The organism is Pseudomonas sp. AD21 (assembly GCF_002878485.1).
Classification (GTDB): Bacteria; Pseudomonadota; Gammaproteobacteria; order Pseudomonadales; family Pseudomonadaceae; genus Aquipseudomonas.
This window is the reverse complement of the sequence record NZ_NQYG01000019.1, coordinates 25,170-44,840: the sequence shown is the minus strand read 5'-3', so window position 1 is coordinate 44,840 and position 19,671 is coordinate 25,170. Positions and strand designations below refer to the sequence as shown.

The 19,671-nt window shown below is 60.8% G+C and carries 16 protein-coding genes; 7 read left to right on the top strand and 9 right to left on the bottom strand.

Annotated elements, in window-relative coordinates; all coding sequences use genetic code 11:
• Positions 1–156: 156 nt before the first annotated feature.
• The 8 genes from PseAD21_RS14150 to PseAD21_RS14115 form a co-directional block, all read right to left on the bottom strand.
• Positions 157–2,079, bottom strand: a complete 1,923-nt coding sequence (locus tag PseAD21_RS14150; RefSeq protein WP_003228848.1) for a PrkA family serine protein kinase — start codon at positions 2,077–2,079, stop codon at positions 157–159.
• 294 nt (positions 2,080–2,373) lie between these two features.
• Entirely contained in the window at positions 2,374–2,703 is a 330-nt protein-coding gene (gene glpE, locus PseAD21_RS14145) for a thiosulfate sulfurtransferase GlpE (protein WP_102356233.1), read from the bottom strand.
• A gap of 33 nt (positions 2,704–2,736) precedes the next feature.
• Positions 2,737–3,618, bottom strand: a complete 882-nt coding sequence (locus tag PseAD21_RS14140) for a symmetrical bis(5'-nucleosyl)-tetraphosphatase (protein ID WP_102356232.1) — start codon at positions 3,616–3,618, stop codon at positions 2,737–2,739.
• A complete protein-coding gene (apaG, locus tag PseAD21_RS14135; RefSeq protein ID WP_102356231.1) occupies positions 3,618–3,998 on the bottom strand; it encodes a Co2+/Mg2+ efflux protein ApaG in 381 nt (126 codons plus the stop codon). Before apaG ends, PseAD21_RS14140 begins: the two co-directional genes overlap by 1 nt.
• Before the next feature lie 114 nt (positions 3,999–4,112).
• On the bottom strand, positions 4,113–4,922 hold the full coding sequence (rsmA, locus tag PseAD21_RS14130; protein WP_102356230.1) for a 16S rRNA (adenine(1518)-N(6)/adenine(1519)-N(6))-dimethyltransferase RsmA: 810 nt from the start codon (positions 4,920–4,922) through the stop codon (positions 4,113–4,115).
• Entirely contained in the window at positions 4,919–5,908 is a 990-nt protein-coding gene (pdxA, locus tag PseAD21_RS14125) for a 4-hydroxythreonine-4-phosphate dehydrogenase PdxA (protein ID WP_102356229.1), read from the bottom strand. Before pdxA ends, rsmA begins: the two co-directional genes overlap by 4 nt.
• The gene (gene surA / locus PseAD21_RS14120) at positions 5,905–7,221 is read right to left on the bottom strand and encodes a peptidylprolyl isomerase SurA (RefSeq protein ID WP_102356228.1); all 1,317 of its coding nucleotides are present in this window, start codon (positions 7,219–7,221) and stop codon (positions 5,905–5,907) included. Before surA ends, pdxA begins: the two co-directional genes overlap by 4 nt.
• Entirely contained in the window at positions 7,202–10,000 is a 2,799-nt protein-coding gene (locus tag PseAD21_RS14115; protein ID WP_102356227.1) for an LPS-assembly protein LptD, read from the bottom strand. Before PseAD21_RS14115 ends, surA begins: the two co-directional genes overlap by 20 nt.
• A 130-nt stretch (positions 10,001–10,130) precedes the next feature.
• On the opposite strand from PseAD21_RS14115, the gene PseAD21_RS14110 reads away from it, so the two are divergent.
• Genes PseAD21_RS14110 through PseAD21_RS14100 form a run of 3 tightly spaced genes read left to right on the top strand, consistent with a single transcriptional unit; the run spans position 10,131 to position 12,587 of the window.
• A complete protein-coding gene (locus tag PseAD21_RS14110; protein WP_102356226.1) occupies positions 10,131–11,150 on the top strand; it encodes an aminoglycoside phosphotransferase family protein in 1,020 nt (339 codons plus the stop codon).
• Positions 11,147–11,818, top strand: coding sequence for an N-acetylmuramate alpha-1-phosphate uridylyltransferase MurU (murU, locus tag PseAD21_RS14105; protein WP_102356225.1), 672 nt, complete (start codon positions 11,147–11,149; stop codon positions 11,816–11,818). Before PseAD21_RS14110 ends, murU begins: the two co-directional genes overlap by 4 nt.
• A 1-nt stretch (position 11,819) precedes the next feature.
• Complete coding sequence (locus PseAD21_RS14100) at positions 11,820–12,587, top strand: TerB family tellurite resistance protein (RefSeq protein ID WP_102356224.1); 768 nt, start codon at positions 11,820–11,822, stop codon at positions 12,585–12,587.
• Positions 12,588–12,716: 129 nt separating this feature from the next.
• Here PseAD21_RS14100 and PseAD21_RS14095 read toward each other — a convergent pair whose 3' ends face one another.
• Positions 12,717–13,706 carry an alpha/beta hydrolase family protein gene (locus PseAD21_RS14095; protein WP_102356223.1) on the bottom strand — a complete coding sequence of 330 codons (990 nt, stop codon included), beginning with the start codon at positions 13,704–13,706 and terminating at the stop codon, positions 12,717–12,719.
• A 74-nt stretch (positions 13,707–13,780) separates the two neighbouring features.
• On the opposite strand from PseAD21_RS14095, the gene PseAD21_RS14090 reads away from it, so the two are divergent.
• The 4 genes from PseAD21_RS14090 (at position 13,781) to PseAD21_RS14075 (ending at position 19,502) form a co-directional block, all read left to right on the top strand.
• A complete protein-coding gene (locus tag PseAD21_RS14090; RefSeq protein ID WP_102356222.1) occupies positions 13,781–16,177 on the top strand; it encodes a PAS domain S-box protein in 2,397 nt (798 codons plus the stop codon).
• 113 nt (positions 16,178–16,290) lie between these two features.
• Positions 16,291–16,932, top strand: coding sequence for a response regulator transcription factor (locus PseAD21_RS14085; RefSeq protein ID WP_177327384.1), 642 nt, complete (start codon positions 16,291–16,293; stop codon positions 16,930–16,932).
• Between the two features lie 353 nt (positions 16,933–17,285).
• The gene (locus tag PseAD21_RS14080; RefSeq protein WP_102356221.1) at positions 17,286–18,410 is read left to right on the top strand and encodes an ABC transporter ATP-binding protein; all 1,125 of its coding nucleotides are present in this window, start codon (positions 17,286–17,288) and stop codon (positions 18,408–18,410) included.
• Positions 18,411–18,458: 48 nt separating this feature from the next.
• Positions 18,459–19,502 (top strand): ABC transporter substrate-binding protein, encoded by a 1,044-nt coding sequence (locus tag PseAD21_RS14075; protein WP_025113554.1) that lies wholly within the window; start codon positions 18,459–18,461, stop codon positions 19,500–19,502.
• The last annotated feature ends 169 nt before the right edge of the window (positions 19,503–19,671 follow it).

The following is a 19,671-nucleotide window of genomic DNA, read 5'->3' as shown; positions in this document are numbered from 1 at the left end:
TGGAACCGAATGCCAAGGGGCGTACACGCTCCCCCAAGCGCTCTGGATGCTGCCTGTACCTCGCTACCGACTTGCGAACACCTTCCAGAGGCCTGTGTAGCAGAAAATTCGCGCACAGGCCTCGGGCTGACGACAACCGGTCTGACCGGCCGCGGTTTACTGTGATTTTCTGACCCGCAGATACCACTCGGACAGCAGTCGTACCTGTTTGTCGGTGTAGCCGCGTTCGACCATTCGAGTAACGAAGTCGTTGTGTTTCTGTTGATCCTCTTTGCTGGCCTTGGCATTGAAGCTGATGACTGGCAGCAGGTCCTCGGTGTTCGAGAACATTTTCTTCTCGATGACCACCCGCAGTTTTTCGTAGCTGAGCCAGGTCGGGTTCTTGCCGTTGTTGTTGGCCCGGGCCCGTAATACGAAGTTGACGATTTCGTTGCGGAAATCCTTCGGATTGCTGATGCCGGCCGGTTTTTCGATTTTCTCCAGTTCTTCGTTCAATGCCACGCGGTTGAGAATCTCGCCGGTTTCCGGATCGCGATATTCCTGATCCTGAATCCAGAAGTCCGCATACAGCACGTAGCGGTCGAAGATGTTCTGACCGTACTCGCTGTAAGACTCCAGGTACGCGGTCTGGATCTCCTTGCCGATGAATTCGATATAACGCGGTGCCAGGTATTCCTTGAGGTAGCGCAGGTAGCGTTCGCGGGTCTCGGCCTGGAACTGTTCCTGTTCGATCTGCTGTTCCAGCACATAGAGCAGGTGCACCGGGTTGGCGGCGATTTCATGCGGATCGAAGTTGAACACTTTGGACAGGATCTTGAACGCGAAGCGGGTCGACAGACCGTTCATGCCCTCGTCGACGCCGGCCGAGTCGCGGTATTCCTGGATCGATTTGGCCTTCGGATCGGTGTCCTTGAGGTTTTCCCCGTCGTAGACGCGCATTTTCGAATAGATATTGGAGTTTTCCGGCTCCTTGAGGCGTGAGAGCACGGTGAACTGCGCCAGCATCTTCAGGGTGTCGGGTGCGCAGTGGGCCTTGGCCAGGGAGCTGTTGAACAGCAGCTTGTCGTAGATCTTCACTTCGTCGCTGACCCGCAGGCAGTACGGCACCTTGACGATGTAGATCCGGTCGATGAACGCTTCGTTGTTCTTGTTGTTACGGAAGGTGTGCCACTCCGATTCGTTGGAGTGAGCGAGCAGAATCCCGGTAAACGGAATCGCCCCCAGGCCTTCGGTACTGTTGTAGTTGCCTTCCTGGGTAGCGGTCAGCAACGGGTGCAGCACCTTGATCGGTGCCTTGAACATTTCGACGAATTCCATCAGCCCCTGGTTGGCCCGGCACAGCGCACCGGAGTAGCTGTAGGCGTCGGCGTCGTTCTGTGGGTATTCCTCGAGTTTGCGGATGTCGACCTTGCCGACCAGTGCCGAGATGTCCTGGTTGTTCTCATCACCCGGTTCGGTCTTGGCCACGGCGATCTGGTTGAGGATCGACGGATACAGCTTGACCACGCGGAACTGGCTGATGTCGCCGCCGAATTCGGCCAGGCGTTTGGTCGCCCAGGGCGACATGATGGTGTTCAGGTAGCGCCGTGGGATGCCGAAGTCTTCCTCGAGAATCGCGCCATCTTCGGTGGCGTTGAACAGACCCAGAGGGGATTCGAATACCGGTGAGCCCTTGATCGCGTAGAAGGGCACTTTTTCCATCAGCTGTTTCAGCTTCTCGGCCAGCGACGATTTACCGCCACCGACGGGGCCGAGCAGATAGAGGATCTGTTTCTTCTCTTCCAGGCCTTGGGCGGCATGGCGGAAATACGAGACGATCTGGTCGATGCATTCTTCCATCCCGTGGAAGTCTTCAAAGGCCGGATAGCGACGAATCACCTTGTTGGAGAAGATCCGCGACAGCCGCGAGTTGGTCGATGTGTCGAGCAGCTCGGGTTCGCCAATTGCCATCAATAGACGCTCGGCGGCGGAAACGTAAGCGCTGCGGTCCTTTTTGCACAGCTCCAGGTACTCCTGCAGCGAGAGTTCTTCCTGGCGTGTGGACTCGAAGCGTTGTTGGAAGTGGCTAAAGATACTCATGACGTCACCTCGCTCGATACGTGGAGCCGACGCCGGATCACTCAGTCGATGCTGGCAAGCAGCCGCGGTGGCCGCTTGTTTACCCCCCAGAACACTTTCGCGGTCGACAACCTTGAAAGTCACTCCCGATGACCCGTGCGCCGGTGTACCGGCTCTCCCCTGTTTTGGATGGCCTGGGCTTAAGGATAGTTGGGAATTCGGGAGGTAAAGGCGAGATACGTAATTATGTGTGGCAGACCGTTCGTCTGCCGCGCGCAGGCCCACGGCAGCCGGGGCCTGCACGTGACAAAAAAATTATTCGGTGGTGCCTTGCGCGGTTTTCGACGGATAAGTCGTACGCCATAACTCAAAGCCGCCGTCCATGCTGTAGACGTCGGAGAAGCCCTGACTGATCAGGTAGGCCGCCGCACCCTGGCTGGAATTGCCGTGGTAGCAGACGACAACAGTCGGTGCATCGAGATCGGCGCCTTGAATGAAAGCGTGCAGTGAGTGGTTGTCCAGATGCTTCGAACCAGTGATATGCAGGGCGGCAAAAGTCGCAGGGTCGCGGACATCGACTACCACGGCACCTTGCTCACGCAGGGCCTGGGCCTGTTCCGGGGGGATTCGTTTGAATTCGCTCATGGCGGGTTCCTGTAGCTCGGCAGAATGTGCAGTCTAACGCGGGGCGCTGACTGGCGACGTTTCGGGGATAAGTGGTGCGACGGTTGGTGCAAGGCCACCGTGTTCATCGCATTTGCACGACACGCGCTCGCCGCTGTCGACGTTCATCAGGGTCAGGCTGCCGCCCCAGACACAACCGGTGTCCAGTGCCGAGATGCCGGGTTCGTGGACATCGCCTTCCAGCGCGGCCCAGTGGCCGAAAATGATGCGCAGACCGCGGGTCTTGCGCTCTTTGTGCTGGAACCACGGTTTGTAACCTGGCGGTGCGGTATCGAGGCCTTCCTTGCTTTTGAGGTCGAGCTTGCCGTCGGCGGTGCAGAAACGCATACGGGTGAAATAGTTGGTGATCACGCGCAGGCGGGTGACGCCTTTGAGATCGTTGTCCCATTTGGCGGGTTCATTGCCGTACATGCCGTCAAGAAACACCGGAAGCAGATTGTCATCACGCAAAGCCGTTTCCACTTCGTCAGCGCACTTCAAGGCGCGACGCAGCGACCATTGCGGCGGGATGCCGGCGTGGACCATGACGACATCGCGCTGCTCATCGTAGTGCACCAGCTTTTGCTGGCGCAGCCATTCAAGCAGTGCAGGGCCGTCGGGGGCTTCGAGGATCTCGCGCAGGGTGTCGGACTTTTTCAGACGCTCGACGTGCCTGCTGACAGCCAGCAGGTGCAGGTCATGGTTGCCGAGCACGCAGACCAGCGAGTCGCGCATGCCATAGAGAAAACGCAGGGTCTCCAGCGATTGCGGGCCACGGTTGACCAGATCGCCGACCAGCCAGAGCCGATCGTGCGCCGGGTCGAACGCCACTTGCCTGAGCAGGCACTTGAGCGGTTCAAGGCAGCCTTGCAGATCGCCCACGGCGTACGTCGTCATCAGTGCAGGGCTCCGGGCACGGCGAGGCGGAAGGGCTTGATGATTGCGTCGAAATGTTTGCCATCGGTGGCGACCATTTCGTAGGTGCCCTGCATGGTGCCGACCTTGGTGGTCATGACCGTACCGCTGCTGTAGGTGTGGCTTTTGCCGGCGTCGATCAGCGGTTGCTGGCCGACGACGCCTGCACCGCGAACCTCTTCGACATGGCCGTCACCGTCGGTGATCACCCAGTGTCGCGACATCAGGCGCGCGGGCTGCTCGCCGTTGTTCTGCACGGTGATGGTGTAGGCGAAGGCGAAGCGGTCGTGCTCGGGTTGCGATTGGTCTGCCAGATAGTGGGTGACGACACTGACATCGACCTGATAGCGAGGATCGGACATGCAAAAGGGCCTTAAGCAAAGCGGAACGCGAGGCGTAGCTGATGGGGAATCAGTCTAGGCAAGTATCGGGCAGTAAACCAGAGTGGCGTCCTGCCCGATAGCGTTCATCGCCTGTCAGTCGGCGGCGGGGGCTTGTTCGCTGAGCTTGTCGGCCAGGCGCACGAACGCGGCCAGGTCCAGTTGCTCGGGACGCAGGCTGCCATCGACACCGGCGGCTTCGATCTCGGCGGCGGTCATCAATTGCTTGAGGGTATTGCGCAGGGTCTTGCGGCGCTGGTTGAAGGCTTCGCGAACGACGCGTTCCAGCAGGCGATGATCCTTGGCCGGGTGCGGCAGTACTGCGTGCGGCACCAGACGGACGATAGCCGAGTCGACTTTCGGCGGCGGGTTGAACGCGCCCGGCCCCACGTTGAACAGGTGCTCTACGCGGCAGTGGTACTGAACCATGATCGACAGGCGACCCCAGTCACCGCCACCCGGGCCCGCCGCCAGACGCTCGACCACTTCCTTCTGCAACATGAAGTGCATGTCGCGAATGATGCCGGCGTTGTTCAGCAGGTGAAAAATCAATGGCGTGGAGATGTTGTACGGCAGGTTGCCGACCACGCGCAGGCTGTTCGGTGCGGCATTCAGCGTATTGAAGTCGAACTTCAGCGCGTCGCCCTGGTGCAGGTTGAAGTTGCTCTTGCCGGCGAACTGCTGGTTGAGGATCGGGATCAGGTCCTTGTCCAGTTCCACCACGTCGAGTTGCGCGCCGGAGTTGAGCAGGCCGGCGGTCAGTGCGCCCTGGCCGGGGCCGATTTCCAGCAGGCGGTCGTCAGGCTTGGCGCTGATGGAGCGCAGGATGCGGTCGATGACGCCGGCATCGTGCAGAAAGTTCTGGCCAAAGCGTTTGCGCGCCTTGTGTTGGTATTGCTCGGTCATAAACGGGTCTCGGCCATCTGGTAGGCGGTTTCCAGGGCGACCTGCAGGCTGCCGGTGTCGATCTTGCCGCTACCGGCCAGATCCAGGGCGGTGCCGTGATCGACCGAAGTGCGGATGATCGGCAGGCCGAGGGTCACGTTGACTGCGGCGCCGAAGCCTTTGTACTTCAGCACGGGCAGGCCCTGGTCGTGGTACATCGCCAGCACTGCGTCGCAGCGCTCCAGATATTTGGGGGTAAACAGAGTGTCGGCAGGCAGCGGGCCACGAAGGTCCATACCCTCGCCGCGCAGGCGCTCTAATGTCGGTTCAATGATGTCGATTTCTTCATGGCCCAGGTGTCCGCCTTCACCGGCGTGCGGATTGAGTCCGCAGACCAGAATGCGTGGTTGGGCGATGCCGAATTTGTTTTGCAGGTCGCTGTGCAGGATCCGCGTCACGCGTTCCAGCCGTTCTGGTGTGATTGCGTCGGCAATCTCGCGCAGGGGCAGGTGGGTGGTGACCAGTGCCACGCGCAAACCGCGGGTGGCGAGCATCATCACCACTTGGGCGGTGTGGGTCAGGTCAGCGAGAAATTCCGTGTGCCCGGAGAACGGGATGCCGGATTCGTTGATCACGCCCTTGTGTACGGGCGCAGTGATCATCCCGGCGAAATCGCCGTTCAGGCAGCCGTTGCCGGCGCGGGTCAGGGTTTCAAGGACGAACGCGGCGTTGGCCTTGTCCAGTTGCCCGGCGACCACGGGGGCGCTGAGCGGCGTATCCCAGACGTAAAGGCTGTTGGCAGGCGCCGGAGCATCCGGCCAGTGATCCGGCCCGACGTCCAGCAAGTTGACAGCCAGCCCCAGCTGCGCGGCCCGCTCAAGGAGCAGGTCGCGGCTGGTGATGGCAATCAGGGGATGTGGCTGGGCTTGCGAGGCGAGCAGCAGGCACAGGTCGGGACCGATGCCGGCTGGTTCGCCGGGTGTCAGCGCGAAACGCTTGGGTTTCACTGCGCTGCCTGGTCTGCGCCAGGGAGTTTGATTTCTACGTAGGCTTCTTCACGAATCTGACGCAGCCAGTTCTGCAGCTCTTCATCGTATTTCTTGTTACGTAGAACAGTCATTGCCTGTTGCTCGCGGGCTTTTTCGGTGCTGTCGGTAGCGCGACGACCAAGGACTTCCAGGACATGCCAGCCGTATTGGGTCTGGAATGGCTTGGACAGTTGACCTTGTGGGGTCTTGTTCATGACTTCACGGAATTCCGGTACCAGTGCGTTCGGATCGATCCAGGTCAGATCACCACCGTTGAGCGCCGAGCCCGGATCTTCGGAGTAGCTTTTCGCCAGAGTGGCAAAATCTTCGCCCGCCAGAATGCGCTCATACAGCGATTGAACCAGTGCCTTGGTCTTGGCTTCGTCACGAATCGGACTTGGCTTGACCAAAATGTGGCGTACATGGACTTCGTCGCTCATCTGGCTTTCGCCACCACGCTTTGCCAGCACTTTAAGGATGATAAAACCACCCGGGGTGCGTGCAGGTTGGGTGATGTCGCCAACGGCCATGCTGCTCAACTCGCGGTCGAACGGCGGTGGCAGTTGCGCGGCTTTACGCCAGCCCATGTCGCCGCCTTCCAGTGCGTTGTCGCTGCCGGACTTGGCCACGGCCATCTGGCCGAAGTCAGCGCCTTGCTTGAGCTGCTGGTAAACCTCCATCGCCTGGCGTGCGGCACTTTGAATCGCTTCAGAGCTGGCGCTTTCCGGGGTCGGGATCAGAATATTGGCCAGGTGCAGTTCTTCGGACAGCTGCATCTTGCCCAGGTCGGAAGCGAGGAAGTTCTTCACTTCCTGCTCGGAGACCTGAATGCGTTCTGCCACGCGACGCTGACGTACACGGCTGATGATCATTTCGCGTTTGATCTGGTCACGAGCGTCGTCATAGTTCAGACCGTCGTGAGCCAGGGCGGCGCGGAATTGATCCACGGTCATGTTGTTGCGCTGGGCAATAGTGCCGACAGCCTGGTTCAGCTCTTCATCGGTAATGCGGATGCCGGAACGCTCGCCGATCTGCAGTTGCAGGTTTTCGACGATCAGGCGTTCGAGCACCTGTTGATCCAGCACGCCCGGAGGCGGCATGCCGCCGCCACGCTTGGCAATGGTCTGCTGAACTTCGTGGACACGCTGGTCCAGTTGGCTCTGCATGACCACGTCGTTATCAACGATCGCGACCACTTTATCGATGGACTGTACTGCGGCGTTGGCCGCAGTACCCAGGAACAACGCGCCCAGCAGCAGCGGGCGCAGACAATCAGAAAGCTTGGTCTTCACGTTGACGATAACCTTGGATGCCTTTGTCGAGGAAGCTCTCTACCTTGGCGCCAGTCAGGCCGCCGAGTCCCTTCAGAACAATTTGGAGGAAGACGCCGTGGTCGCCTTTTTCGTTTTCCGGGGCGTTCTGACTGAACTCGTCATAGCTGACCCAGTAACGGTTGATCAGGCGCAGTTTCCAGCAGCAGTTGTCGTATTCGAAACCACCGAAGGCTTCCAGCGTACGGTTGCGGTTGTAGTCGTACTGCCAGCGGCTGATGGCGCTCCACTGCGGAACGATCGGCCAGATGACCGAGAAGTCGTGCTGCTCGATCTTGTAGTAGTCCTTCACGTAGCCAGGCTGGCCCGGGGTGCCGTAGTCACCGCCACCCACCGACCATTTACCGGTGTTCTGGTCGAAACGAACCTGGTCATTGCGATAGCGATAGCCGACGTTGACCACCTTGTTCGGGTTGTCTTCAGGCTGGTAGTGGAACATCGCGCTGCCGGAACGCGGGCTGCGGCTGTCCGGGTCCCAGTTGTAGTCGGCAGTGGTACGCCAGTCACGGTTCCAGCGGTATTCGTATTCCAGTGCGTACGGCGATACGTCGGCCTGGGCGTCTTTGCGATCCTTGAATGCGATGCCCGGCAGTTGTACTTCACGATCCTTGAAGTAGTAAGCCTGACCGACGCTGATGCGTTGACGCTCGAAACCGTCGTCCTCGATCCAGCGGCTGGTCACACCCAGCGACAGCTTGTTCTCGTCGCCGACACGGTCGGAGCCGGAGAAACGGTTGTCACGGAACAGCGACGCGTAGTTGAAGGTGTATTCACTGGTATCGAATACCGGAATGTCTTCCTGATCGACCTTGGGTACATACAGGTAGAACAGACGCGGTTCCAGGGTCTGGCGATAGTTCTTGCCGAAGTACGACGTGTTGCGGTCGAAGTACAGGCCGCTGTCGACGCTGGCGATCGGTACGCCACGGCTCTGGTTGCTGTCGAAGGTGCCGTTGAGTTTGTTCTGCTCAGCGTTTTGCGCAGCAATCTGCGACTTGCCGGTACCGTCCAGATCCAGTTGGTACTGGGTGTACTGGTACTTGAGCGATGGCTTGAGGAAGCCATAGGTCCAGTTCATCGGCAGGCTGACACCTGGTTTCAGGTTCAGGCGATCACCGTTGGCGCGCGCCAGACCCTGAATATTGGTATCGAGGCGCGGGGCAGTAGTGCCGTCTTCATTTACGAAGTTGCCATTCTGCAGATCACGATCGAAACGGACGATTTCGGTCTCGTAATCGAAGTTCAAACCTTCCGGGTGATATGGCAGTTGACCATTGAAGGTGATCTGCGGCAGTCGACCGTACGGCGTGATGTTCGAAACAGTAGCCAGTTGGTACTGCTGAGCGTTCAAGCGAGCGGTATAGCTGTCGCCACGGTAGGTCACCGAACCCTGCTGATTCACGTAGTCGGCGCTCTTCACACCGATCTGATCGGTGGTCAGGTCCTGGAAGTAGTACGGATCGCTGATCTTGGTGTAGTCAACCTGAGTCATCACACGGGAGTCGAGACCACCCTTGTGCTGCCAGTTGTACATGTAGCGATTCTTTTCGTAGTCGGTCTGCTTGCTGCGATCGGTATCTTCGTCGTTCAGATACGCCGCACCGAACTGACCTTCGCTGGTCTTGGTCAGGTAGCGGAACTCGCCTTCGACCAGCATGCCGCGCTTGCTCATGTAACGCGGGTACAACGTGGCGTCGTAGTTTGGCGCCAGGTTGAAGTAGTACGGGGTGACCAGCGTGAAGCCGGTATCGCTGCCGGTGCCGATGGTAGGCGGCAGGAAGCCCGACTGGCGACGGTCGTCGATCGGGAAGTAGATGTACGGCGTGTACAGGATCGGAATGTCCTTGACCCGCAGCGTCACGTTGGTCGCGGTACCGAAGCCGGTGGCCGGGTTCAGGGTGATGTTGTTGCCCTTGAGCTGCCACGCGTTGCTGTTCGGTTCGCACGTGGTGTACGTGCCGTCCTTCAAGCGGATGATCGCGTTTTCGGCGCGCTTGGCGTACAGCGCGTTACCGCGGATGCGCGATTTGTGCATCACGTATTCGGCGTTGTCGACCTTGGCTTCACCGGTGTCGAGCTGCACATCGGCGTGGTCGCCGACGATCAGCGCGCCGTTGTCGCGGATGCGTACGTCGCCGTTGAGTTCGGCGCGGCTCTCGGCCTGATACAGGCTGGCCTCGTCGGACTCGACCTGCATGCTGCCCTGACGCAGCACCACGTCGCCGGCCAGCGTACCCACCTGATCTTCGGTGTTGTAGCGCGAGGCCTTGGCGCCGATAAAGGTCGGTGCGTCACTTTTATTCGTCTTGTCATTCATGCCAGGACGAATCGGTTCGATATAGGAACCAGAGCAGTAAGGACCGGTCTCGGCCAATTGGGCGGCGGTGAGCTTCTCGCGCGGAACCCAGTCGAGGTGACTGTAGTCTTCGCTACGGGATTTCAGGCCGCGGCCCTTGGCTTCGGTGACCAGCACAGGCTTGGCGCCGGTGTCGGAAGTGGAACCGTTCTGGGCCGGGGCTTCGCCGGCGGCGCTGACAGCGCTGCCGTCATGCACCGGACGCGGCGGCAATGCAGCGGCCGGCGCCTTGGGCGCACACGCCCAGCCACCCGTTGCCGAGACGGCGCAGTCATACTGCTCGGCGGCAACAACGAATTGACTGGCCAGAGGTTGCATAGCCAGCAGACTGCCGGTTACCAACAACGGAAATTTTTTACGAAACGCGGGGGATTTCAATGCCATCTTATTAGTCCGGGCTTCCTGCGTGCCATCTGCCCGCGGTGTGGGCCGCACGCCTCTCGATGGTCTGAAAAAGATGCTGGATAATAAAGCATGACCCGCTTGACGGCTAGCGCCGTCGGAGACCCTTGCAATGCCTGACCAAGATGTACGCTTGCAACACCTGAAAGTTTGGCTCGATGAGCAGTTGGCAATCCTGTTTGCGGATCAGGGCTGGGGCACCGTGCCCCCGGCCACGTTGACCGCGGCCAGCAGTGACGCGAGTTTCCGGCGTTATTTCCGCTGGGAAGGAGAGGGCCGCAGCTTCGTCGTGATGGACGCGCCGCCCCCTCAGGAAAACTGCAAACCGTTCGTGGATATCGCCTTTTTGCTGGCGAAATCCGGAATTAACGTGCCGAAAATTTATGCCGAAGACCTCGAACGCGGATTTCTTTTGCTCAATGACCTGGGCAACAAGACCTATCTGGACGTGATCGACAGCGAAAATGCCGACGCGTTGTTCAGCGATGCCCTGCAGGCTCTGCTGGCTTTTCAGCAATTGCCGATGGTGGCACCGCTGCCGAGTTACGACGTCGCGCTGCTGCGTCGCGAGCTGGAACTGTTCCCCGAGTGGTACGTGAAACGTGAACTCGGCGTGGAGTTCGACGCGGCTCAGCAACAACAATGGCAGCAGATCAGTGATCTGTTGATCGACAGCGCCCTGGCCCAACCGAAAGTGCTGGTGCACCGCGACTACATGCCGCGCAACCTGATGCTCAGCGAGCCGAATCCCGGCGTGCTGGATTTCCAGGATGCGGTCTACGGCCCGGTGACCTACGACGTGACCTGCCTGTTCAAGGACGCCTTCCTCAGTTGGCCTGAAGAGCGCGTGCGCGGCTGGCTGCAACGTTACTGGGAGCAAGCCTCGGCGCTGAACATTCCAGTGCAGCCTGACTTCGAAGACTTCCTGCGTGCCAGCGACCTGATGGGCGTGCAGCGTCACCTGAAAGTCATCGGCATTTTTGCCCGCATCTGCCATCGCGATGGCAAGCCGCGTTATCTGGCCGACGTGCCGCGTTTCTTTGCCTATATAGAAGCGGTGATCGCGCGTCGTCCTGAACTGGCGGATCTGCAGGCGTTGTTCGCCAGTCTGCGTGGCGGAGTGACGGCATGAAGGCAATGATTCTGGCGGCAGGCAAGGGCGAGCGCATGCGCCCGCTGACCCTGACCACCCCTAAACCGCTGGTGCGTGCCGGCGGCGTGCCATTGATCGAATATCACCTGCGCGCGCTGGCGGCGGCCGGTTTCAGCGAAGTCGTGATCAACCATGCCTGGCTCGGTCAGCAGATCGAGGACTATCTGGGCGACGGCTCGAAGTACGGCGTGAGCATCCAGTACTCGCCGGAAGGCGAGCCGCTGGAAACCGGTGGCGGGATTTTCCGGGCCTTGCCGTTGCTCGGTGATGACGCGTTTTTGGTGGTCAACGGTGATATCTGGACCGACTATGACTTCAGCGTGCTGCATCAACCGATCAACGGTCTGGCCCACCTGGTGCTGGCGGACAACCCGGCGCATCACCCGAACGGCGATTTCACCTTGGCCAACGGTCAGGTGATCGATGGCCAGCCGGACGCGCCAACCCTGACCTACAGCGGCATCGCGGTCCTGCATCCGCAATTGTTCGATGGCTGCACGGACGGCGCGTTCAAGCTTGCGCCGCTGCTGCGCAACGCGATGGCAGAAGGACAGGTCACGGGCGAGCGCCTGAAGGGTCACTGGGTCGATGTCGGTACGCATGAGCGTCTGGCCGAAGCTGAAGCATTGATAAAAGCGAGTCGTTGATATGTTGTGGCCAGGGACTCTGATTGGAGCCGGAGCGGGTTTTGCCATTGCCAGCATTCCGGGGGCCATGCTTGGGGCGTTGTTGGGGCAAGCGCTGGATCGGCGCCTGCATTTGCAGAGCTGGGGACATCTGCGGGAAAAACTTGGTGGACGGCCGATGCTGCGCAACGACGAACTGCTGTTCGTCTTGCTCGGGCGTCTGGCCAAGAGCGATGGACGGGTGACGGACGGCCATATCCAGCAGGCGCGCAATGAAATGAACGCTCTGGAAATGAGCGAGCCGGCGCGGCGTCGGGCGATCGCCGCGTTCAATCGCGGCAAGTCCGGCGGTGACCGCTTGCGCGGTTATCTGCGGCGCCTGAGTGCCCAGCCCCATGCGGCCGAAGGCGTGTTGCGTGCCTGCTGGCGGATGGTCTGGGCCGACGGCCGCGCGGGCGTCAGTGAGCGTGAACTGTTGGCGCAGTGGGGCAAGTGGCTGGGTTGGACAACGCACCAGATACAGGCGCTGGCCAGTGATTACGAGCCGAACAAGCGCCCTATTGTCAGTGCGGCGGTGAGCTATCAGGAAGCGATGCGCCTGCTTGGTGTGTCGGCAACCAGCGAACCGGCGCAGATCAAGCGAGCGTACCGGCGCCTGCTCAGCCGTCATCATCCGGACAAGATTGCCGGCAGCGGTGCGACGCCGGAACAGGTGCGTGAGGCGACCGAGAAAACCCGCGAGCTGCACAACGCGTTTACCCTGATTCGGGCGCGGCGGGATTTTCGCTGATCGATAGAGATGAGTTGTTGATGAGGGCCTCTTCGCGAGCAAGCCCGCTTCCACCCTGATCGCATTCCAACTGGTGGAACTCGATCAGGGTGGCAGCGGGCTTGCTCGCGAATGGGGCGACTCGGTCTGTCAGTCAGTCTTCTGCGGATTCAACCAACCGCGAACCCGACGAAACAGTTGTTCCTGCTCGGCCTTGTTGTCCGGCAACGCCTTGAGCGCCACCTGGCTGAATGCCGAGGTCTTCAAGCGCTTGCTGGCCTGCATGCGCTCCAGTGCTGCGTTGCGGTCCAGCGACTTGTCCATGTAGAAAATGTCGGCCGTCGGCAGCTTCAATGTCGGCGTCAGCTCGGCCAGTTGCGGTTGGGCCTTGGCCGGTGCCTGGGCGTCGACCATGACGAACTTTTCCACCTGGGCTGTCTGCCGCTCGCTCAGAAACCGCGCCGCCCAATAAGCGCCAGTGCCGTGCCCCAGCACCACGATGTGCCGGGCACTTTGCTGTTCGGCGTAGCCAATCGCGGCGTCGATACGGGCGAAGATGCGTTCGGCGTCAGCCTTGGCTTGCTCTTCGCTGGTTTCGGCAACCACTTGATCTGCAACGTCCGCTTCACCACCTGCGGCCTGCTCGATCGGTTGCGCGGTGGTGGAATCCTTGCTGCCGCTTTCAGGGACTTTCGGTGCTGCCGGGGCTGCAATCACTCGCGGTGCGATGGCATCGCTTTGCAGGTCGGGCAAGGTGATACTCAGGCTGCTCCACTCGACGTCGGGCAGTTTGCGTCGCAGCGGGCCGATGACTTGCGGCCAGTCAGCCGTTTCGCCAGCGCCGGGGACGATAATCACCGCACCTTTTGGCTCGGCGGTGTTGGCCGGTTTCCACAGCGCGAGGAAGGTGTCGGCGCCGGCCTGCAATTGTTGTTGCTCTTGCGCCGGGACTTTGCGTTCGAGTGCCGCGGCCTCTTCCTGACTACGCTCAAGCAGTGGCTGGCGTTCAGCCGGTTTTTCGGCGGCCGGTTGCTCGGCCGTGGAGGCGGGCGCCGGGTCGGCAGCTTCGACGGAAAACGCACAAGGCAGGATCAGCGACAGGCACAATGCTGGCATTGCCAGGCGGTAGACAGAGGGCATCGGTTATTCCAGGCCAGAAAAGTATCCCGGCAGCCTAATGGGTTGGTCAGAATTTGTCAGTGTACGAGACTTCAATGATGCGTTTTTGCTGCCTGTGGGTTATCGGCTGGTTGTGTTTTCCCTTGATGGGCTGGGCGGCGTCTGCGCCGGCAGCGCACGGCGCGTCGTTGACGTTCAGCGAGCAGCAGTGGCTGGCGCAGCACCGTGAGCTGCGCGTCGGTCTGGTCCTGCAGGCGCCGTACGCGCAATACGATCGGCGCCTGCAGCGACTGTCCGGGGCCAACGTCGAACTGATGAAGTCACTGGCCAAGACGTTGAACGTCGAGCTGAGCTGGCGCAACTTTCAGGATCTGGCGCAACTGGAAGAGGCTGCCCGCGACGGCGAAATCGACATCGCCCCGGGCCTGACCCAGACCCCGGGTGCACTGCGTCTGTGGTTGTTTTCCGATCCTTACATGCGTGTGCCGCAACTGGTGGTCAGCGACCAGAAGAGCAGCGGTGTGGTGGAGCTGGAGAAAGTCGACAGCCTGGCCCGCGTCGCCGTGCGCATGCCCAGCGCCACCGCCGATTATTTGCGCAGCAATTATCCTCACCTGAATCTGCAGGGTGTGCCGCTGGAGCGTCAGGCGCTGCAATTGCTGCTGAGTCAGCAGGCGTCCTACGCCGTGATAGATGAAGCGCAGCTCGGGCGGTTGTCCGCGGAACCTGAGTTCGCCGGGTTGGTGGTGGTCGGTGATATCGGGCTGCCGCAACTGTTGCGGGTCGCCACGCGGCGCGACTGGCCGGAGCTGGCCGCGATTGTCGAAAGCGCCTTGCGGGCGATCCCGGCCAAGGATCTGGAGCGCCTGCACACGCAATGGCTGCAACCCAAGTATCCGCGTCTGTCGGAGTCGCCGGGGTTCTGGCAGAACCTCAGCCTGCTGTTTGCCGTGTTGCTGCTCAGTTGCATCGCCATCGTCTGGTGGCAGCGGCGTCAGCAGCACAGCCTTGAACATCGATTACTGGCAGCGCGCGAAGACATCGCGCTGCGCGCAGCCAGCGAAGAGGCTCTGCGCCTGACGCAGTTTTCCATCGACCAAAGCACCGTCGGCATTCTCTGGGTCAATTGGGACAGCCATGTGCGCTACGCCAACCGCGCGGCGGAAAGCATGCTCGGTTATCCACAGGGCGCGCTCATCGAACGACCGCTGATCGATTTCGAACCCGGCCTGCACATGGACCGCTGGCTCAACCTGTGGAAACGCGCACGGGCCAGTGAAGAAGGGCCGCTGAGCTTTGAAACCAGTTGCGTGCGCGCCAATGGCAGCGTCCTGCCGGCGGACGTCTCGCTGAGTTTCCTGCGGTTTCGCGACAGCGAGTACCTGGTGGTTTATCTCACCGACGTCACCGAGCGCCGCCGCGCGCTGGCCGCCTTGCAGGAAAGTGAAGCGCGCCTGCAGGGCATCGCCGCCAACGTGCCGGGGCTGGTGTTCCGCCTCGAACGCGCGCCGGTGACCGGGCAGATCGATTTCGCCTACATCAGTGAGGGCAGCGAGAGCCTGGTCGGTTACGCACCGGCCGCCATCGCGCACCGTGACATGGGCCTGCGCAGTCTGGTGCACCCCGACGACAAGGCCAGTTATCACCAGACCCAGGATCAAGCGCTGGACACCGACAGCGACTGGTCGTGGCAGGGCCGTATCCTCACCCGTCAGGGTGAACAGCGCTGGGCCGAGATCAAGGCGATCACCCGGCAACTGGAGGACGGTGCCTATGTCTGGGACGGTATTGTCTGGGACATCAGCGAAAGCAAGCGCATCGAACTGGAACTGGCCGCGTCCCGCGAGCAACTGCGCGAGCTGTCGGCGCACCTTGAGAGCGTGCGTGAAGAAGAGAAGGCGCGCATTGCCCGGGAAGTGCACGATGAGCTGGGGCAAATGCTCACGGTGCTGAAACTGGAAACCTCGATGTGCGAGCTGGCCTATGCGCAACTCGACCCGGGGCTGAACGAGCGGTTGAACAGCATGAAACGCCTGATCGCCCAGTTGTTTCAGCTGGTGCGCGACGTGGCGACGGCGCTGCGTCCGCCGATTCTCGATGCCGGGATCGCCTCGGCGATTGAGTGGCAGGCACGGCGGTTTGAAGCGCGTACGCAGATTCCGTGTCTGGTGCAGGTGCCGGACAATCTGCCGGCGCTCAGCGATGCCAAGGCGATCGGGCTGTTCCGGATTTTGCAGGAGGCGCTGACCAATGTGATGCGCCATGCCCAGGCGCATACTGTGGAACTGACGCTGGTGCTGGAAGGCGATGAATTGTGTCTGACGGTCAGTGATGATGGCGTAGGTTTCGTCGCCGCCACCGATCGGCCGACTTCCTTTGGCCTGGTGGGCATGCGCGAGCGCGTGCTGATCATGGGCGGGCGCTTGCTGCTTGAGAGTGAGCCGGGGGAGGGCACGAGTCTGGTGGTGCGGGTGCCGGTGACCGAGGTCTGATTTTTGTGGTGTTGATGCTGGCCTCTTCGCGAGCAGGCTCGCTCCCACATTGGAATGCATTTCCCTGTGGGAGCGAGCCTGCTCGCGAATGATCCTGACGCTGAAGAAGAACAATGGAGAAGAACGTGATCCGTGTACTGGTAGCCGAAGACCACACCATCGTCCGTGAAGGGATCAAGCAATTGATCGGCCTGGCCAAGGATCTGCAAGTGGTGGGCGAGGCGAGCAATGGCGAGCAGTTGCTGGAAACCCTGCGCAGTGTGCCGTGCGAGGTGGTGCTGCTGGACATCTCGATGCCTGGGGTCAACGGTCTGGAGGCGATCCCGCGGATCCGCGCGCTGAACAATCCGCCGGCGATTCTGGTGCTGTCGATGCACGATGAAGCGCAGATGGCTGCCCGCGCGCTGAAGGTGGGTGCAGCGGGTTACGCGACCAAGGACAGCGATCCTGCGTTGCTGCTGACCGCCATTCGTAAAGTCGCCGCCGGCGGGCGCTACATTGACCCGGAGCTGGCCGACCGGATGGTCTTTGAAGTCGGCCTGACCGACACCCGTCCATTGCATTCGCTGCTGTCCGAGCGCGAGTTCTCGGTGTTCGAGCGTCTGGCCCAGGGCGCCAACGTCAACGACATCGCCCAGCAACTGGCCCTGAGCAGCAAGACCATCAGCACCCACAAGGCGCGGCTGATGCAGAAGCTCAACATCACCTCGCTGGCCGAGTTGGTGAAGTACGCGATGGAACACAAACTTCTCTGAGCCACACCGCAATCAAAAGCTGTGGGAGGGGGCTTGCTCCCGAATGCGCTGTGTCAGTCGCTGAATAAGTTGGATGACCCGCCGCATTCGGGAGCAAGCCCCCTCCCACATAAGATCTCCACCGTGCTCAGGATGGAGGTCATATCCATTTACGACAGACGCTTTCGCCTGTTCTTGCGGCTTGCGGTTCCACACCTGTCGGCGGCTTACCCAATCGCGCCATCCTTGTAGGGCAATCCCTACCCCCAACCTTCCATCCGGCTGAGGCGATTCTCTCCTGCGCCCCGATTTGCGCGGCTGGCGCCAGCCACTAGGCTTAATCCACAGCAGTTACCAATAACAAAGGTGTGGGTATGAGCCAGGTCGAATCAAACGCAGGGGCCAGTGACGTGCTGGTCAGCTTTCGTGGAGTGCAGAAGAGCTACGACGGCGAGAACCTGATCGTCAAAGACCTCAACCTGGACATTCGCAAAGGCGAGTTCCTGACCCTGCTCGGGCCATCCGGCTCCGGCAAGACCACCAGCCTGATGATGCTCGCCGGGTTCGAAACGCCGACCGCCGGCGAAATCCTCCTGGCCGGTCGCGCAATCAACAACGTGCCGCCGCACAAGCGTGACATCGGCATGGTGTTCCAGAACTACGCGTTGTTCCCGCACATGACCGTCGCCGAAAACCTCGCCTTCCCGCTGACCGTGCGTGGCCTGAACAAAAGCGACGTCAGCGACAAGGTCAAGAAAGTCCTCAGCATGGTCCAGCTCGACGCCTTCGCCTCGCGTTATCCGGCGCAACTGTCCGGTGGTCAGCAACAGCGGGTGGCGCTGGCCCGGGCACTGGTGTTCGAACCGCAACTGGTTTTGATGGACGAACCCCTCGGCGCTCTCGACAAACAACTGCGTGAACACATGCAGATGGAGATCAAACACCTGCACCAGCGCCTCGGCGTGACCGTGGTCTATGTGACCCACGACCAGGGCGAAGCGCTGACCATGTCCGACCGAGTGGCCGTGTTCCACCAGGGCGAGATCCAGCAGATCGCCCCACCGCGCACCCTTTACGAAGAACCGAAAAACACCTTCGTCGCCAACTTCATCGGTGAGAACAACCGCCTCAACGGTCGCCTGCTCAGCCAGAGCGGTGAGCGCTGCGTGGTCGAGCTGGGCCGTGGCGAGAAGGTCGAGGCGCTGGCGGTCAACGTCGGCCAGACCGGCGAACCGGTGACCCTGTCGATTCGTCCGGAGCGCGTCAGCCTCAATGGCTCGAGCGATCAATGCGTCAACCGCTTCTCAGGGAGGGTGGCGGAATTCATCTATCTGGGCGACCACGTCCGGGTGCGTCTGGAAGTCTGCGGCAAGACCGACTTCTTCGTGAAACAGCCGATTGCCGAGCTCGATCCAGCGCTCGCGGTCGGGGACGTGGTACCGCTTGGCTGGCAGGTCGAGCACGTTCGTGCACTTGACCCGCTGTTAGAGGCGAACTGATCGCCCCCGCAATACCAACACCAACCCTGCACGTGGAGAGAACAATAAATGTTGAGATCCCTGAAGTTCACCGCCCTGACCCTGGGCCTGATGGGTGCGGCCAGCGCAATGGCCGCTGGCCCGGATTTGACTGTGGTGTCGTTTGGCGGGGCGAACAAGGCGGCGCAAGTCAAAGCCTTCTATGCACCGTGGGAAGCGGCGGGCAATGGCAAGATCGTCGCCGGCGAATACAACGGTGAAATGGCCAAGGTCAAAGCCATGGTCGACACCAAGAGCGTGTCGTGGGACCTGGTGGAAGTCGAGTCGCCGGAACTGGCCCGTGGCTGCGATGAAGACATGTTCGAACCGCTGGACCCGGCGCTGTTCGGCAAGTCCGAAGATTACGTCAAGGGGGCGATCCAGCCGTGCGGCGTGGGCTTCTTCGTCTGGTCGACCGTGCTGGCCTACAACGCCGACAAGCTGAAAACCGCGCCGACCAGTTGGGCCGATTTCTGGGACACCAAGAAATTCCCGGGCAAACGTGGCCTGCGCAAAGGCGCCAAGTACACCCTGGAATTCGCTTTGATGGCCGATGGTGTGGCGCCGAAAGACGTCTACAAAGTGCTGGCCGGCAAGGATGGCCAGGACCGTGCGTTCAAGAAACTCGATGAACTCAAGCCAAGCATCCAGTGGTGGGAAGCCGGCGCGCAACCGCCGCAGTACCTCGCTTCCGGTGACGTGGTCATGAGCTCGGCCTACAACGGTCGTATCGCCGCGGTGCAGAAAGAATCCAACCTGAAAGTGGTGTGGAACGGCGGTATCTACGACTTCGACGCGTGGGCCATCCCGAAAGGTCTGGACAAGGCGCGCGCTGAAGCGGCGAAGAAATTCATCGCCTACTCGGTTCAGCCGCAGCAGCAGAAGACCTACTCGGAAAACATCGCCTACGGCCCGGCCAACACTCAAGCAGTACCGCTGCTGAGCAAGGACGTGCTGAAAGACATGCCGACCACCCCGGAAAACATCGCCAACCAGGTGCAGATCGACGTCAGCTTCTGGGCTGACAACGGCGAGCAACTGGAACAGCGCTTCAATTCCTGGGCGGCGAAATAACCCGAGCATACGGGCCGACGGCTTTCCGGATGAGCGTTCCCACGCTCTGCGTGGGAATGCCGCCCGGGACGCTCCGCGTCCCTGTGTGACGCAGAGCGTCACTGGATTCATTCCCACGCGGAGCGTGGGAACGATCATGTGTAGCAATCAATAACAGAGGTGGTTCGCC